At 35.6% G+C, this 17,641-nt stretch carries 9 protein-coding genes; 1 reads left to right on the forward strand and 8 read right to left on the reverse strand.

The annotated features are described in order from the left end of the window. Window positions 1-180: 180 nt before the first annotated feature. The 8 genes from PMI10_RS11135 to PMI10_RS11170 all read right to left on the reverse strand — a co-directional run bounded on the left by PMI10_RS11135 (window position 181) and on the right by PMI10_RS11170 (window position 12,926). Window positions 181-963, reverse strand: coding sequence for a gluconate 5-dehydrogenase (locus tag PMI10_RS11135; RefSeq protein WP_007807773.1), 783 nt, complete (start codon window positions 961-963; stop codon window positions 181-183). A 36-nt stretch (window positions 964-999) separates the two neighbouring features. After that, on the reverse strand, window positions 1,000-2,325 hold the full coding sequence (locus PMI10_RS11140) for a sugar porter family MFS transporter (RefSeq protein ID WP_007807774.1): 1,326 nt from the start codon (window positions 2,323-2,325) through the stop codon (window positions 1,000-1,002). A gap of 251 nt (window positions 2,326-2,576) precedes the next feature. After that, window positions 2,577-3,818, reverse strand: a complete 1,242-nt coding sequence (locus PMI10_RS11145; protein WP_007807775.1) for a glycoside hydrolase family 88 protein — start codon at window positions 3,816-3,818, stop codon at window positions 2,577-2,579. A gap of 20 nt (window positions 3,819-3,838) precedes the next feature. Beyond that, complete coding sequence (locus tag PMI10_RS11150; RefSeq protein ID WP_202948187.1) at window positions 3,839-5,755, reverse strand: glycoside hydrolase family 127 protein; 1,917 nt, start codon at window positions 5,753-5,755, stop codon at window positions 3,839-3,841. Window positions 5,756-6,380: 625 nt separating this feature from the next. After that, on the reverse strand, window positions 6,381-7,214 hold the full coding sequence (locus PMI10_RS11155; protein ID WP_035631756.1) for a formylglycine-generating enzyme family protein: 834 nt from the start codon (window positions 7,212-7,214) through the stop codon (window positions 6,381-6,383). A gap of 95 nt (window positions 7,215-7,309) precedes the next feature. After that, window positions 7,310-7,987 (reverse strand): glycoside hydrolase family 11 protein, encoded by a 678-nt coding sequence (locus PMI10_RS11160; protein WP_007807780.1) that lies wholly within the window; start codon window positions 7,985-7,987, stop codon window positions 7,310-7,312. 536 nt (window positions 7,988-8,523) lie between these two features. Continuing rightward, the gene (locus PMI10_RS11165) at window positions 8,524-8,742 is read right to left on the reverse strand and encodes a hypothetical protein (protein WP_157489794.1); all 219 of its coding nucleotides are present in this window, start codon (window positions 8,740-8,742) and stop codon (window positions 8,524-8,526) included. A 32-nt stretch (window positions 8,743-8,774) separates the two neighbouring features. Then, window positions 8,775-12,926: a T9SS type A sorting domain-containing protein gene (locus PMI10_RS11170; RefSeq protein WP_081491459.1), complete on the reverse strand. Its 4,152-nt coding sequence runs from the start codon at window positions 12,924-12,926 to the stop codon at window positions 8,775-8,777. Between the two features lie 566 nt (window positions 12,927-13,492). Between PMI10_RS11170 and PMI10_RS21675 the strand changes: the two genes are divergently transcribed. Further along, window positions 13,493-17,416: a DUF4979 domain-containing protein gene (locus PMI10_RS21675; RefSeq protein ID WP_007807786.1), complete on the forward strand. Its 3,924-nt coding sequence runs from the start codon at window positions 13,493-13,495 to the stop codon at window positions 17,414-17,416. Window positions 17,417-17,641 lie beyond the last annotated feature (225 nt).

Genomic DNA, 17,641 nt, shown 5'->3' on the forward strand with positions numbered 1-17,641 from the left:
GCATTCAAAATCAGTTTTATAGTCAATATTTTTTCTTAATAAATTACAAATTTAAACAAGACATTTCCTTACTATTTAGCATAAAAAGATGGAATGGAAAAACTATTTAAATCAATCTTTTATTAAAAATCAGAATGCTGCTATTATTTTACAGGAAAAGATGATTAAACTATCCTTTTTTTATTCATTTGCCGGTTTGCCAATAGTAGCAAGGATACCGCCATCAACATAAATTACCTGTCCATTTACAAATTTACTGGCATCCGAAGCTAAAAAAACTGCCGTTCCTGCCAGATCTTCCGGATCTCCCCAACGCCCTGCCGGAGTTCTTCCTATTATAAAATCATTAAAGGGATGTCCATTTACCCGAATTGGTGCAGTCTGTGAAGTTGCAAAATATCCTGGTCCAATAGCGTTAACCTGTATATTGTACTTCGCCCATTCTGTGGCTAAATTTTTAGTCAGCATTTTCAATCCTCCTTTTGCGGAAGCATAGGCACTCACATTATCCCTGCCCAATTCGCTCATCATAGAGCAGATATTGATTATTTTTCCGGATTTACGTTCTATCATTCCTTTTGCAACCAATTGAGACATAATAAATGGACCAACCAAATCGACATCTATTACCTTGCGAAAATCAGATACTTGCATATTAATAGCTAATTCACGTATAATAATCCCTGCATTATTTACCAGGATATCAATTTTTCCATGTGCAATTTCCATAGCAGCAACCTGTCTGGCTGCTTCTTTTTCGTCAGTTACATCAAATACATATCCTGTGGCTTTAAATCCTGATTTTCTGTAATGTTCGATCGCAGTGTCCAACGTTTCTTTTGTATTATTGGTAATGATTAATTCTGCTCCGGCTTGCGCCAAACCTTCTGCCATCGCCATTCCTAATCCGTGAATACCGCCTGTTATTAATGCTGTTTTTCCTTCCAGATTAAATAAATTCATTATTATTATATTAAATTGTTTTGCTTTCTGTTTAATTTATTTTGTTGAAAGATCTTCGGATAATTCCTCTAAAGTCCTCCCTTTTGTTTCAGGCATTTTAAAGAATACCCATAATAATTGAAACACCATCATCAAACAGAAAATAGTGAATACTGTTGTTGCTCCAATTTCTTTGAATAAAAACGGAATAAAAGAAGGAATTAATGCGGCCAAAATCCAGTGAACCGATGTTCCGAAAGAAGTTCCCGAAGCTCTTAGTTTATTCGGAAATAATTCGGAAATAAATACCCAGATTACAGAACCTTGTCCAATGGCATGAGAAGCTATAAATAAGAAGAAGAATATGGGTACTGCCATACCTTGCCATTCATTATAAAAAGCCAGGGTCACCAAACCTAAAGAAATAATATACCCAAATGATCCTAAATACATTAATGTTTTTCTTCCGTATTTATCAATTAACGAAATACCTATCAAAGTAAAAATCAGGTTTACTATCCCAATTCCAATACTACTGAAAAATGAAGCTGATTTTTCCAGACCCGCCAATTCGAAAATACGTGGTGCATAATATAAAAAAGCATTAATCCCTGAAAACTGATTGAATAATGCTATAAAAAAGGCAAGCATTAATGGTTTTCTGTATTTTTTCATAAAAATAGATTCATCCAATATTTCATGCTTTTTTTCATTCTCCATTGCTGCAATTTCCAGTGCAGCTCCCTCGTCTGTATTAACTTGTTTTAAAATTGCAATGGCTTTTTCACGATCTTTTTTATATTCATAAATCCATCGCGGACTTTCCGGAATTCCAAAAACTAATAAAGTATACAGTAAAGCCGGGGCCGATTGTACTCCCAACATCCAGCGCCAAGAATTCTCACCTATATCCTGTAATAAATAATTAGAAAGAAAAGCAATCAAAATACCAAATACGATATTAAATTGGTAAAGCGCAACCAATTTCCCTCTGTCTTTTGCAGGAGCAATCTCAGAAACATAAGTTGGTGCTGCTATCGTTGAAGCACCAATTCCTAGTCCTCCCAAAAATCGAAAAATCGAAAAAACAACTGAATCATTTGCAAAAGCAGTTCCTACTGCCGAAAGAAAGAACAAAATTCCAATTAATATTAAGGTTTTTTTTCTTCCTAAAATATTGGTGGGAAGAGCTCCAAAAATAGCCCCAATAACAGTACCCCAAAGTGCAGATGACATTACAACTAAACCATGATACAAATCAGGTGAATTCCATAATTGCTGTAATTGTTTGTCTGCTCCCGAAATCACTACGGTATCAAAACCGAATAAAAATCCTGCCAATGCCACCACAATTGACCAGTAAAGTATTTTTTTGTTATTCATTATAATTTTATTTTTTGATTGGTTAATTATATCTAAATCTATTGGGTGTAATTATTTTCAACACATAGAAACATAGATTTGAAAGCTTAAAGAGGCATTTCATTTATTTAAAACACACATAGCCAGCTATCTGAAAGAAATATGTTTTTTTTACCCTTTCTAACACATGGAGCCTATGTTTTTAGCTTGCATTGAGCGAAGTTGAAGTATGTTAAATCATGTTTTTATGAATTACCCCTAATACGTTCTTTCTAATTGGATTTATAGGTCAATAATGACTGTTCATCTTCTTTAAGTTTTTTATACCTTAACAAAGCTTCCACATAATAATAATCTGCATAAATAATTGAATAATCAATCTCAGAACCGGCAGGTTTATGTCCTGTTGAATGTAATAAGCAAGCTGTATTTTTATCTCCGCTTTGATAATTTTTCGAAAGTTCTTTTAGCATCCCTTCCGCTTTATTAAAATATTCTTTGGCTAAAACTGCATCTTGTGCATATGTAGCTAATTCTAAAAGAGCTGAAGCTGTAACTGCTGCTGCAGAAGCGTCTCTTGGTGCATTTGGAATCGCCGGGTCATCAAAATCCCAATAAGGAATCAGGTCATTTGGCAGTTGATCTAAATAGACACGGGTTACTTTTTGGGCAAAATCTAAAAATTTAGGATCTTTTGTTTCCCTATAAACCATAGTATAACCATATATTGCCCAAGCCTGACCACGGGCCCACATACTGCTGTCGCTATAACCCTGATGCGTTATTCCTTTTATTTTCTTACCCGTATCTTTATCATACACCACTACATGATAGGAAGTATAATCGGGTCTGAAATGATTTTGCATCGTAACTGTGGCATGACTGACAGCCATATCGTATAATGATTTGTCTCCTCCATTTTTTGATGCCCAAAATAATAATTCCAAATTAATCATGTTGTCCATGATGGTATTATGCTGAGGCCATTCCATATTAGGAACTTTTCGGGGCCACGAAAGAATGGTCCCTACTTTTGGATTAAAAAGTGTCGCCAAAGTATCTGCGGCTTTAAGAATTATATCTTTATATGCCGGATTTTTTGTCAGGCGGTACCCATTACCAAAACTATTGAAAACCTGAAATCCTAAATCATGGTCTAAAGCCGGAGTGACTGCAAGTGGTGCCAGATAATTGGTATATTTATCGGCAGCTGTTTTCCATTTATTATCTCCTGTAAATTCATATAAATACCAAAGTTCCCCGGGCCAGAAACCGCTGGTCCAGTCTTTATAATCAACATAATTCCACTCTTTACTATTTGTCGCTATACTTCTGGGAATATTACCGTCATTAGGTATCAGTTTTAAAGCATTTGTAGATTGTTTTACACAATAAGTCAATTGTGCGTCTACATCAAAATCGTCATTTTGTTTGCCGTTATTTATTTTATTAGCACAGCCTGTCATAACCATTGTTATAAAAAGCGAACCTAAAATTTGTAATTTAATATTCATAATATAATTAATATAAATTTTTATTCATTTAAATTCCAATAGATTACATACCTTTCTCTGTGTATATTATAAATTGGTTTCAAAATATTCCCTGTCCCTTTTATTTTAAACTTAAGAGCTTTATCATCTTCCTTAATGATACTTTTTTCTAATTTTTTTCCATCCAAATTCAACTTATTTGAAAAACTTACAGGAATATGATAATCATAAGTATAGTAATCATTATTTAATTTCGGATTGCTGTAAGGTGCTGGTTCAGCCATACCTTCTGTTCCCATTTCACCTGCCAATACTATAGGACCATAGGTTACAGCCACCACATTTGGATTGTCCGGCGTAGGGGCAAGTTTAATCTGTATACCAAACGAAACTTCAATCCTGTCTCCATCAGACCATTTACGCTCCAATGTGATATAGCTTCCCGGTTTGACATTAATTATTTGTTTTTTTCCGTTTACTTTCACTTCAGCACCAGCTGCCCATGATGGATATCTGATACTAATTGGCATACTAACCGGATTCTTGGTACTGAGGGTAAGTGTGGTACTGCCAACATTTGGAAAACTGGTTTCCTGTTTTACGATAATTCCTTTTTCTTTCCAATTAAGTTCTGACGGAATAAAAAGATTGACATACAGTCCTTTATCATGATAATAAATAAATTCACCATATTTTGCCTGATTTTCAAAACCACTTCCCACACAACACCAAAATGAATTTTCAGGGGTGCTGTAGACTTTATGGGCACCGGGCATCATAGGCAAAAAATAAGCCACCATCCCTGTCTTTGGATCCTGCTGCCCCAAAATGTGATTATAAAGTGCTTTTTCATAATAATCCACATATTTTATTTGCGGATTAACCCCATACAAATGACGGGTAAGCTTTAACATATTGTACACATTACAAGACTCTCCTGTAAAGCCGCTTAAATGTTCTGAAAGATGGTCCGGTTCAAAAAATTTCTCTTTATCACTATTACTGCCCGTGACAAATGTGTGATGATTGACAACAGTATTCCAAAAAAATTCAGGGATTTCACGATTTTTACTTCCTCCCTCTAATTCATAATCACGAGAAATACCTATCAGCTTTGGGATGTAAGTATTTGCGTGTTTTTTATTAAGATTGTCTGTTTTATTCAAAAGTGGATCCAATGCATCTTCGTGATAAAAAAATTCGGCAAGGAATTTATATTTACTCTCTGCTGTAATTTCATATAAAGCATAAAAAGAGTCGTTCATTCCTCCAAATTCATTTCTAAGCATTCTTTTGCGCTCTTCATTGGTCAGGGATTTCAACTTCTCATAAGCCCAATCTGCCATCCCTTTAACAATTTCTAATGCTGGTTCACTATCACAATAAAGGTATTGATCCATTAAACCCGAGAAAAGTTTATGCTGTGTGTACCAGGGCGCCCAAACACTTTTTCCTGCAATTGCACGGTCTATTAAATTTTGCGGGAATGCACTTAAATACCCGTTTTGATTCAATACTTTTTGAACCTCATCCAACCCCGTAACCAAACTGTCTGCTTTAATTTTATACATTTTCTCTCCGGTAGCAGCATACAATAAGGCAAGGCCAGAAAGAATATGCCCCGTACTGTGACCTCTAAGATCACAATCAAGTGATTCCCAGCCGCCTAATTTATCAACTGTAAAATAGCCTCCTTCCTGACTACTAAAAACGCCCGCATTAGTTTTAAAACTATGCAATAATCGCTTGGTACTGATATCCATAATCCACTTACTTTCACGCATCATATTATCCTTAAACGGGCTGTCCAGTAATTTTACGTCCTGAAGATTAAATCCTAAAACTTTTACGTTTTTGGTATCGTCCATCTTCAGTTTACCTTCGTGTTGTCCCGGATAATGGGATTGCCCATACATATTTATTGACAATCCAATAACCAGGGTTAAACACTTAATCATACCGTATTTCATATATTTATTTAAAAATTATATTGTACTTCCCAGTTGTAAGCGATACTGTTTATTAATTTTTCAATTAAGAAATTTTCGCCTTCTAAGGTTCATTTGTCCATACGATTTACCCCCCTCATAACAATAAAAAATTATCCTTGTTTAAGGATATTCAATGTTACTGAGAATAATAATGATGGATGATAAATTATGATGCAATCACTATAAATTATAGTTATTATGAGGGGGAAATCATGTAAAAACAGGGATTAACGCTAAAATCAAAATAAAAGAGATCTGATTTGGGAATAATAAATTACCTGTATTTAAACAAATTTTAAAGGTTGCTGATATTGATTGACTGGAGAAAAAACATGTTTAATTGGAGAGATGGTAAACTAAATGGATCAAATCCGGCACTAATTTAACTTCAACAAAAAAGAGGCTGTCTCACAACTTGCGAAACAGCCCCTTATTCATTTTTGTATGGATTACTCGATCATATAAAAACAGGTTTTTTGCGGATTTTATTTATGTCCTAATGGCAAAATGATGCTCTGTTAGAAGTCAAAATTTGTATGATTTCTAGTTAGGTCATTATGATTCTGAACCCGAATGAATTTATTAACTAATTTTATAAATTTCTACAAACTCTAAAACCCTGGTCAGGGCCTTTTCCATTGGCTTGAAAATTAGCTCGAAAATTAGTTTCGCAACAAAATAAAGCTCCAATCCAACCTCCTCCCTTCCACGCTCGGCTAAAAGGTTCTCCGGTTTTGTTGTTTATATTTGAATCGTAACACCATTCTCTAACATTGCCTGACATATCATTTAGCCCAAGTTCATTTTTCAATTTGCTTCCTACAGTTTTTGTTTGGCAATGATTGGCCTCTATATTTTTCCAATTCCAATCACCATTTAATAATTTATCTCCGGTATTTTTCCAGGACCAAGTAGTTACGTCCGGGTCATCGCTGCCACTATATTTATAGCTTTTACTAAGTTGGCCGCCGCTGGCTGCATATTCCCATTCTGCTTCTGTAGGTAAGCGGTATCCATTTGATTCAGCCTGGATGCTGATGAACCATTTTACATCATCGTATTCATTATTGTTATTTGGGTCTTTCGTTGTTTTATCAATAATATAATATTTTTCTAAACCTTCTTTTTCACTTCGGGCATTACAATATTCTATGCAATCATACCAACTTATTGTTTCTACAGGCAAAGAATCACACAAAAAATGAGAGGGATTATTACCCATCGTTGCTTTCCATTCTTTTTGAGTGATTTCATTTATTCCAATATAAAAATCGTTAATTTTTTCATTTTTAGCATAAAATTTAGAATAGATATTTTTGAATACGCCTCCTTTTACCAAAACAAAATGTTCAGGTGTTTCTTTTGAACAGGAAGAAAAGAGAATAATTATCGATAAATTAATAAAATAAAATACAGTTTTTTTCATTTGGTTGTTTTTTAGGCTTGCAATTCTAGGTATATATTTAAAAATGCCGGACAAATTATCATCCAGCATTTTTTAAAAAGTAAAGTGTTATTTGATTACCAAACGGTTGCATTAATAGAACCTGTTTTTCCGCCAAAAGCTTCAATAGCAAGCACTTGGTAATTGAATGTACCAAAACCTTTTCCACCTTTGTTTTTCCAGTTATTAATATGGTTGGCCATTGTAATTGTTTTATTAGAACCTGTAGAAGAACCTCCCCAACGATCTATGTATTGCCAAAAAGTAGCAGTGCCAATAATAGAAGGGGCATTTACTCTTTGGTTTCTAACAAAATTGTAAGTATGTCCATCACTGCTTACAGTATTTACAGCAGAACCATTTATGTTATTCCCTTTTTCACAAATATAATATTCAATTAATGGACTTGTTGTCCAGCCATACACTCCAACAAAGTCATAACTGCCAGACAATGATCCGATGTTATAACCAATGTTTTTTGCAGAACCGGGATTCCATCCTTTTCCACCCACCACATCATTACAACCGCTGTAAGTAATTGCAAAATTACCATTGGCTCCTTGTGTTATATCAGCCTTACCTCCTTCTTGATACAATGTCCAAAAAAAGCTTCCGCTTGTTCCTTGTTTTGAACTTACATTTCCATTTTCAGGTGTAACATAGCCTTCTGTTCGTACACCCGAAACATTTGCAACCTCTTTGGTATTTGTTTCTTCTGTTGTGCAGCTAGCAAATACAAGTAATACTCCAGCCATTAGGCTTACATTTTTAAAAAATTGTTTTTTTTTCATTTTTATTGGTTTATTAGGTTAGTTTACAATGGGTTGCTTTCAACACAACCGATTGTTCTTACAAATATAGGTTTTTTTTTACACAACTGACATCCAAAAGTTTAACTAAAAAGATTGCCTGAGAAATCTTTAGATTTGGAAATACTTTCAAAATTTTTAAATATGCCAAAATTTCACATAAATAGGGAGATTACTCTCACCCCCAACGCGCTGGCTCTCGCACATGGTGGTCTCTTTAGACTTCTGAAACTCTCGTAATGTCATTACTAATACTTCCTATCAACTCGGCCTGTACAGGGACTTCCACTCTGCCAGAAAAAGACCATGCCCGACATACCAAAAAAGGCTGTCTCACAATTTGCGAAACAGCCTCTTATTCATTTTTGTATGATTACTCAGACCATATAAACCTAAAATATGAATTCTCACGGACTTGTTTTAGTTATGAAAATTCCTCAATAAAATCCCAATCAAAAATACAATCAGGATTTATATATAATTTAATTAATATTATTTTCTCTGGTACTCTTTCTTATAATGTAACATCCTAAAATTGAACCTAAAATAATAACAGGAATTATCCAGTCATCTACAGGAACTGCTGGTGGAACATTCCCGACATCATCGACATCATCTGTAAAAGGGGGAGGAGGCTGAGCATGTGCACCAACAACTACTACCAATAAGAATAATAATAAAAACAACTTGATATTTTTCAAGCTATTAATAGCTTTATTTTTCATAGCTTTAATTATTTTATGATTAGTTTTTTCACTACCGATTTTCCTCCTTGTTCAATTTTGACAAAATAAATTCCAGGAGTGAAAGATTGATTTAAATTCACAGTTTGACCTGCTTCCACCTTTTTACTGTAAAGTAATTGTCCCATCATATTTATAATGCTAACTTTTGATTCCTGAGTATTATCTGTGAATGTTAAGTTTATTATCCCTCCGTTTGATGGATTTGGATACAAAAAGACTTCACTATTTAATGCCGGTTTATTGACAAAAACAATTTTGAACCTATCAGATGCTACACTTGCGGAATTAGCCGCATTAACTGAAAAATTATAATTTACTGAAGCTGATTCCGGTATTTCAGTATAGGTCTGATTTAATTGGTCAAACAACTTAGCTGTAACTCCTTCGATATTTTTTCCTTCAATTACAAATGTATAATCTGTCGAACGATAGGTATTAATATCCAATTGAATTTCATCTGTTAAAGTAGGTAATGCTTTACTTTCGATAGTAAATAATTTCCCGCTCGTTTTTGTTGCCAGGTTTTCATCTAAATTAATCAATTTCCCTGCATCATTCGCATCAACTGCATTGGTTTTATCAGCACCAAACAGAACAACCAAACCATCTGCAGCAGTTCCTTGTGCTATTAAGGTGTTTTTATCATATAAAGTTACACGAAGGCTGGATAATTCTTCCTGAGTATTTGCGAAACGAAATACATTTGGATTTGTTGCTGTTGTATATTTATTGGCTTCAGTGAAGCTTAATGCTGTAGCAGCTGTAGCACTTGCCTGAACAAAACAGGCCTGACCAGGCTGCAGATAATTATCAACGGCAGATGTGATGCTGTTTATTTCAGCAGTTAAATCCCTGGCTACATATGCACCGCGAGTACTTAAAGTAGGATCCCAAACATAATAAAATTGCTTAAGGTTTGTAGCACTGCTTACTGTAGTTTTCATGTTCACAGGTGATTGATACGGATTTCCGATAAAAAGATAGTTGTCTGCAATGGCACTTTCTGAGACTCCGGTTGTCCCCGTAAATAAAGTTCCTGTAGCCCTAAGTGTTGTATTTGTAGGTGTTGGTGTATTAGTAGCCAAACTAATAGTTCTGTCTCCACGAACCATCAGACGAATTGGAATTGTAGGTGTCAGTATGCTATTATTGGTATTGGTTGCTGTTATCCACGATTGTGTTGCATTGTCAAAAGTAAACATTGAAGGATTATTGGTCCCCGTAGGATCAAAACCATTAGAGCTTCCGCCCGCTCCGGTTATATGTGTCCCTAAACCGGCAGTACTGCTTCCGCCTTCCTGCAGGTTTGCATAAATTGATGTACTTGTGGTTACGGGTGAAGAGTAAAATCGATAAGCCCGTCTTGCCGGAATATAACGTTCTACTGTAATATTATCAGCATTCCATAAGATGCCTGTAAACGTACCAAAACGAGCCGTTGCTGTAGCATCCGATTTAAAAGTAACATTTTTCCCTCCAAAATCAGCAATTCCGGACACCGTTAGTGTATTAGCCGAATTTATGGTCAATGTCCCCGTTCCTGAAACAATAAGATCGCCTGTAACTGTAAAATCCTGATTAAGAACAGGGGTTCCTGAGTTGATAGAAATTGTATTAGATGATGTAGGCACTACTCCGGTAGACCAGTTGGAACCTACATTCCATAAATTATTCGTGGTTCCGAGCCAATAAATATTGGAAGCAACCCCTTCAAATGCTCCCATAGTTGGAACACTACGGGTCTTGGCCAAATAATCAGTAGTAATTCCGGATACTGCTGTTCCTGTCAATGAAGCGGCTACTTTATAATCAAGTACGCTGGTTCCGCCTGCAAGAGTAAATTGCGGGTCGATATTTAAACTATTGGCGTCTTTGAGCGTTGCAGCTTTCCAGGCTGCTAAAGTTGTTTGATCAACGCCATTAAATCGACCAAGTACAGTTCCTGTTCCTGATACGTAATAATTATTATAGTCCATTGAAGTAGGTGCTGTTGCTCCTGCTAAGTTAATAGCATAATGTGCACCCGATGCAGTACCACTATTACTCCTTGTATTTACAAAAATATTACTCTTTATACTCCCAGTAGCTACTGAACTAAAAGAGAAAAGAGCATATGAATTATTAGCCCCTGCTGAAGCACCTCCGGTAATATTCACCGTATTGAAATATAAATCAAGATAGCCGGTTGTTGTTGTAAAACCTGAATCCGCCACAGTAATTCCATATATAGTAGAGCTGGTAGTACCTTTGATGCTCACAACATTATTATATAATTTCGTGTGTTTAGCCGTACCAGTTATCAGACGAACTTTAATCCCTAATATAATAGCTGCGGTAGAACTGGCATCTGCTACTGATAAATCACTTACAAAATTACCTGATATCTCATTCAAAGAGTAAGTTGAAGTATCACAAAAAATCCCAACTACCTGTACAGCGCTACTTCCTAACGATGGATTATTATTTTTTATATTCCAAACCCTGTTTCCTTTTATTATGAAATCCTGATTTGATCTTGCAAAAATTCCAACTACACTTGAATCCACAATATCAGTATTTACTGTATAAGTCGTTAAGTTCGATATTGAATTGTTTATAATATTTGCTTTTACCTGCGAAAGAATTCCGGTTACCCCAGAAACAGGTGTTCCGGAAATAGAATTATTTGTCATCCCCGAAATAGTATTGCCAACAATTCCATATCCAGTACCAAGCAATGTGCCAGATCCGGATTCAGCTTTAATTCCTGCCAATCTGACTGCGGTAACTCCTGTAGCGTTGATTGTTCTAATCGTATTGTTTTGTATGAGTACTAATGTACTACTCCCGGTTTTGTATATCCCCGAAAATGCAGAGTAGTCAATCAGCCTTATGTTAGCCACAAGATTACCTTGTACCGTTATAATTCCGACACTGGAAGGGGCATTAATCTGGATACCATTAACCATACCGTCTACACCTGTATATTTAATTGATTCAGCAGTTGCTGGAGATCCTATGGTATTTCCAAGAATTGTACCTACATTAAGAGCACCTCCTGACAACAGCAAACCATTAAAAGATCCTGTTGTATAATTCCCCGAATTTATCCAGTTAAATCCCTTAACTGTATTCCCCTGTATACTGCTTGCTGTACTTGTACCAACATTAATGGCAATTCCTGAAAATTGATTATTACTTCCCACTGCATTACCAGCAGCACCGGTATATGATTTTTCCCAGGTTCCTGTAGCTTGGGCACTATTTCCTCCTATATAGTTGTTTGATACTGTAAAATTTACACCTGCATTATTAACAGTAATTGCTGTAAAAGCATAGGCGCTACCTATACTTCCGTCAGTATTAAATTGTGTGGTCTCATAAAAACTGTTCCCCGAAATAGTCCAGACAGTTGAATTTGTAGAAAGATTGACGCCATTAGAAGCTGCTGTTTTATTCAGGAAATCATAAATATTATTATTACTTATTGTATTGGCACTGTTTTCCTTTGTACTGGTCCCAAGAGAATATATGGAATTTAAAGGTCTGTTCACATCGGCAGCGTTGGTAATATTGTTGTTATCAATGGTATTGCTGTCATTACCGGTAGTAGCTGTAGTGGTACTAAAATTAATGATTCCACCAGTGACATCTAAAGTAGAGCCTTTTATGTAGGCATACTTAATTGTGTTCGAACTCGCATCGTTAATAAACCGAATAGTTGAAGTCCCTGCTGTTGAAGAAACACTGGCATTTGAAATTGTAAGATTCTTAGTTCCGGTTTGATTAACTCTACCGTCAATCACTACATTATCTGCACCATTAAGGTCAATAATTGGTCCGTTTAAATTACCTGAAATCGTTTTATTGGTTACAGTAGGATAAATTTGGATCGAAGTATAACTGGCACTTCCTGTACCGCTGGCATTCAGGACCGCTGATGCCGTTTCAGTAGTGTTATCTATTACCTGTAAAGTAATTGTTCCTGTTAAAGTACCGGAGTTGACAGCATCAAATGCCAATTTTAATGTAGCATAATCCGCCCCTGCAGCACCTACAGTTTTTGTAATTTGTGAATACCCGGCAGACGATAGCAGCAAAAGCATTCCAAAAACAACTTTAAAGTTATTTCGAAAAAAATAGATGTAATTTTTCATCATAGCAAAATATTAGTTTATAAATAATTCATAGTTGCTTGTTGAACTAAAAAAGGCTTTAAAAAAACAACAAAAGCTATTATCTCTATATTAAAAAACCCAACACAAACACCTTAACATTATGACGTTGATCATATTATATACCAAATGTAGGATATTGTGCTCAAAAAAAAGAAAATTCAAGTAATAAAATATGACAATTAACATTGTTGCATTTTTTGTTCCTCTCAACAATTGCGAAGCATTGCGAATATTGAAGATCACAGTAAAACTAATAGAGTAAATCCATCAAAAGTTTTAATTACCAGTGTTTTACAATTACCTCTTTATCATTAAATGAACGATAAATTATAATATTTGGTCCTTAGGTTATAGGCTTACTATTTTTTAATCCTTAATATTGTGTAGGTATTTTTTTATAATAAAACACAAAAAACATAAATAATTACCTATACTTAAATTATTTTCTTAAAAAATTCATCAAATACGGCATTTAGAATTACGATGATCTATTATAAATATTAAGCAGATTCACAAACAAATATTTTAACCATTAAAATGAATTAATTATGAAAAAACTTACTTTACTAAATTTTCCTAAACCAACAGCAGCGAGCTATAAAAGGCCGTCTAAACCAATTTATCACAGGTTGTTTTACCTGATGATATTGTTTATCCCTTTTATTAAGACACAGGCACAAACGGGTCTGATTAATGATGATTTTTCCACTGGCTCTACATTTAATTGGATAGCAGCCACCTCAGGTTCAACAGGCCAGATTCAAAACGGAAAATTTCTTGTCACTTTTCCGCCACCATCAGCAGGAAAATATCGTGCTGATCTTAAAAAGAATGGAGGGATAACCTTTCATGCAGGTAATTATCCTATTATTGCCATAAAGATAAATAAACCTCCACGCTGTAATTATTTCTTTGATACCAACTTAGGATCTTATAACGGCACCAATAACAACGGTACCAAAATTGTAACCGACACAGGCAATGTGTATTATTGGGATCTTTCTACCGGTAAACTTGGTTCTACCACACTTTCTACTACTCAGGCGACTACATTGTCATTATTCCAGATTAAAATTGCTGAAATTGTACTGACCGATGCAGAGATTGCTGCCAATAAAACCAATTATTCAGTAGATTGGGTAAAGAGTTTTGCTTCTGTAGATGCATTGCGAACCTTCTTGAATCCTTCAGGAAATACAAATCCTCAATTTGAATTTAGCGGAACATTCGTTCATCCGGGCCTTCTTCATGGTACAGATGATCTTAACAGGATAAAAGATCTTGTTGACCGGCAGGTTACCCGTCCATATCAGAGTTACCAGCAGTTACTGGTTTCCGGAAAATCAACTGAGACTTATACAATGAGAGGACCTTATAGCTCCCTTACAAGAGATGCCTCCCTTACTATTGACGGTACAGCCGGAGGAACAGTCAAAAATAATGTTGAAAGTGATTTTCTTGCGGCTTATCAAAATGCATTAATGTATAAAATTACCGGTAATGAGGCACATGCTTTAAAAGCAATTGAAATATTAGATGCTTATTCCGCTACGACCCAATCTATAGTAGGATCAGATGCTGAGTTAAATGGTTTATACGGATTCATGTTGGTAAATGCAGCAGAAATTATGCGTTCGATCTATCCGGCATGGCCAGCAAATAAAATTTTACAATGTCAGAACATGCTGAAAAATGTCTTTTATCCTGTAATAGGCAATTTTAAACCTTGCGCCCATGGTAATTGGGATATAATTTGTATGAAAGCATTGATGGGAATTGCCATATTTACCGAAGATACGGCCATGTTTAATAAAACCGTAAACTACTATTATTACGGAGAGGGCAATGGAAGCATTAAAAACTATGTAATTACGGATGCCGGACAATTACAGGAAAGCAACCGCGATCAGCCACATACGATGCTGGCAATTGGCTCATTGGCAGAATTAGCAGAAATGGCTTTAAAACAAGGAGTGGATCTGTATGCTACGAATAATAATGCCATAATGAGAGGTTATGAGTACACTTCACAATACAATCTGGGCTTAGATGTTCCTTATCAGACAAGTTATGATTACTGCGAAAAAAATTATGCTGATTATACCCCTACAGCTATTTCTTCAACCGGAAGAGGTGCATTTAGGGCAGTATTTGAAATTGCTTATAACCATTACGTGTACCGCAAAGGCATTGCAATGCCCCAGACCAAAGCGGTATTAGGACAAATGGGACCTGAAGGAGCCCCTTTTGGAGCCGATAATCCAGGTTATGGTTCCTTGTTTTTTTATTTGAATACAGCCAACGATTATACTTTTTCAAATTTGGGATTAATTGACAATAATTTCACCAATACAACAGATGTCTGGAATGCTGTTACAGCAGGATCAGTGGCCACAAGTGAAAACGGACAGCTAAAAGTTACCACGGTTCTTCAATCCAATGGAAAAGGCAGGGGTGACATAAAGAAAGGTACTACTATAAGCGTTCATGCGGGGAATTTTCCAATCCTTGCCATTAAAATAAAAAAGCCTGTGACCTGTAGTTTTATTTTTGATACTAACTTAGGGTCGTATGGTAATGGTGCAAATAAATGGACAGGAAAAGTAGGTGAAGATATTTATTATTACGATCTGACTACAACAGGTTTTGGGGCAACTCCTACTATGTTGTCGACTACTGATGCTACGTCACTTACAACCTTTCAGTTTAAGGTTGCTGACATCACATCGGGTGAAACTAATTATCAGGTAGATTGGGTAAAAACTGTTCAGACTGTTGCCGAGTTACAGGCTTTTGTTGCTCCATCCTACCAAACTATATCCTTCCCCGCAATAACTACCCTAAAAGTGGGAGATCCAGATTTTGGCGAAGCTGTATCCAGTTCCGGATTAACGGCGACATATTCAAGCTCCGATCAAAGTGTGGCAACAATTGTAAACGGAAAAATTCATATCGTTGGTGCCGGAACTTCCGAAATTACAGCCACACAAGCCGGCGATGCAAATTATTATCCTGCCGATGCGGTTAAACAGAACCTGACTGTAGTTAAGAATGATCAAACCATTTCGTTCAATGCCTTGTCTTCAAAAATTATTGGCGATTCAGATTTTGATCCAGGCGCTATTGCTTCTTCAGGTCTTGCTGTTACTTATACCAGTTCGGACGAATCAATAGCAAGTATTGTAAATGGCAAAATTCATATTCTGGCTTCCGGAACTTCAACTATTACAGCTTCACAGGCAGGAAATAATGTTTACGGACCGGCAGCATTACAAACACAAGTTTTAACAGTGTATGCTATTGCAAATAATGTTAAGGCTGCAGCAGGTGACGCTAAAAATATCATTGAATGGGATCCTATTCTAAATTACAGTTACAACATCAAACGTTCAGCCACTTCAGGCGGTACTTATACAATTGTCGGAACTATTACCGGAACAAAATTTACCGATACTGCTGTTACTAATGGGAATACTTATTATTATGTAGTTTCTGTTATAAGTAGTCTTGGAGAAAACCCTAATAGTGCTGAAGTGATAGCTCAGCCAAATACAGGTCAAATTAGTTACCTGAAATTTGATGAGCAAACCGGAAGCCAGGCAATAGACAGCTGGGGTGCTAATCATGGTGCTTTACAAGCAACAGCAACACGTGCTGCCGGCCATTCAGGACTTGCTCTTAAATTAGACGGAACAGCCTCCTCTTATGCAACCTTACCTACCGGAATTGTCAGCACTTTGTCTAATTTCACCATTTCAGCATGGGTAAAAATGGATGCTTTGGCGAACTGGATGCGTGTTTTTGACTTTGGTACCGGTACCAACAAGTATATGTTTTTATCGGTTCAGGCAGGAAGTGCTAATGTTATGCGTTATGCTATTAAAAATGGTGGGGCAGAAAAGCAGGTTAGTTTTAATTATGTTTTACCGCTTAATACCTGGACATATTTTGCTGTTACCCAGTCTGGAAACACCTGTACTTTGTACATCAATGGGACTGCTGTTGCTTCTAACACTGCTGTTTCTATTAAGCCGTCAAATATTGGCAGTACTAATCAGAATTATTTGGGTAAATCTCAATTTAACGACCCTATGTTTAAAGGTGCTATTGATGGGTTTAAGATTTACAGCCGCGCATTGAGTGCTCAGGAAATAACTGAAGAAAGTCTGTCTACCCTGAAAACAGTTAACAATAAACCTGATGGTTTAATTGATAATGTGGTATTAAAAAATACTGTTATTTATCCTAATCCAATTGTGAATAACAGATTTACTGTTTCTACCAATACAGAGTTAATTGGAAAAGAAGTGCAAGTGAAATTAATTAATTTGGCAGGGCAGACTATTTATTTAAAATCAGTTAAAAATGATACCGGTAATATAGATATCGTATTAAATCAAATTTTGCCTGGTGATATTTATGTTTTATTTCTTAATAATCAATATTCAGGTAAAGTTATTGTAAAACAATAGTCTAATTCTTTGATGAAAAATAGCCTCAGGACTTTATGTTCCTGAGGCATTTTTTTTGTTTCTTTTTGTACCAAACTAATTTGGGCTAGCTAAATTTTTCAGGAAAGACTAAACCATTAACCCGTTGGGTGTAATTAGCAAAAAAGTTAATTTAACACATAAAAGCATAGATTTTAAATGTTTATAAAAGATAATTTTAAAAAATCTTGATTTTCACACATAGCT

Source organism: Flavobacterium sp. CF136, from assembly GCF_000282055.1.
Taxonomy (GTDB): domain Bacteria; phylum Bacteroidota; class Bacteroidia; order Flavobacteriales; family Flavobacteriaceae; genus Flavobacterium.

Excerpts from the sequence above, each read along its gene's own strand:
- PMI10_RS11155 (WP_035631756.1), bottom strand. The coding sequence starts at position 7,214 with ATGAAAAAAACTGTATTTTATTTTATTAATTTATCGATAATTATTCTC.
- PMI10_RS11140 (WP_007807774.1), bottom strand. The coding sequence starts at position 2,325 with ATGAATAACAAAAAAATACTTTACTGGTCAATTGTGGTGGCATTGGCA.
- PMI10_RS21675 (WP_007807786.1), top strand. The coding sequence starts at position 13,493 with ATGAAAAAACTTACTTTACTAAATTTTCCTAAACCAACAGCAGCGAGC.
- PMI10_RS11160 (WP_007807780.1), bottom strand. The coding sequence starts at position 7,987 with ATGGCTGGAGTATTACTTGTATTTGCTAGCTGCACAACAGAAGAAACA.
- PMI10_RS11150 (WP_202948187.1), bottom strand. The coding sequence starts at position 5,755 with ATGATTAAGTGTTTAACCCTGGTTATTGGATTGTCAATAAATATGTAT.
- PMI10_RS11145 (WP_007807775.1), bottom strand. The coding sequence starts at position 3,818 with ATGAATATTAAATTACAAATTTTAGGTTCGCTTTTTATAACAATGGTT.
- PMI10_RS11170 (WP_081491459.1), bottom strand. The coding sequence starts at position 12,926 with ATGATGAAAAATTACATCTATTTTTTTCGAAATAACTTTAAAGTTGTT.
- PMI10_RS11135 (WP_007807773.1), bottom strand. The coding sequence starts at position 963 with ATGAATTTATTTAATCTGGAAGGAAAAACAGCATTAATAACAGGCGGT.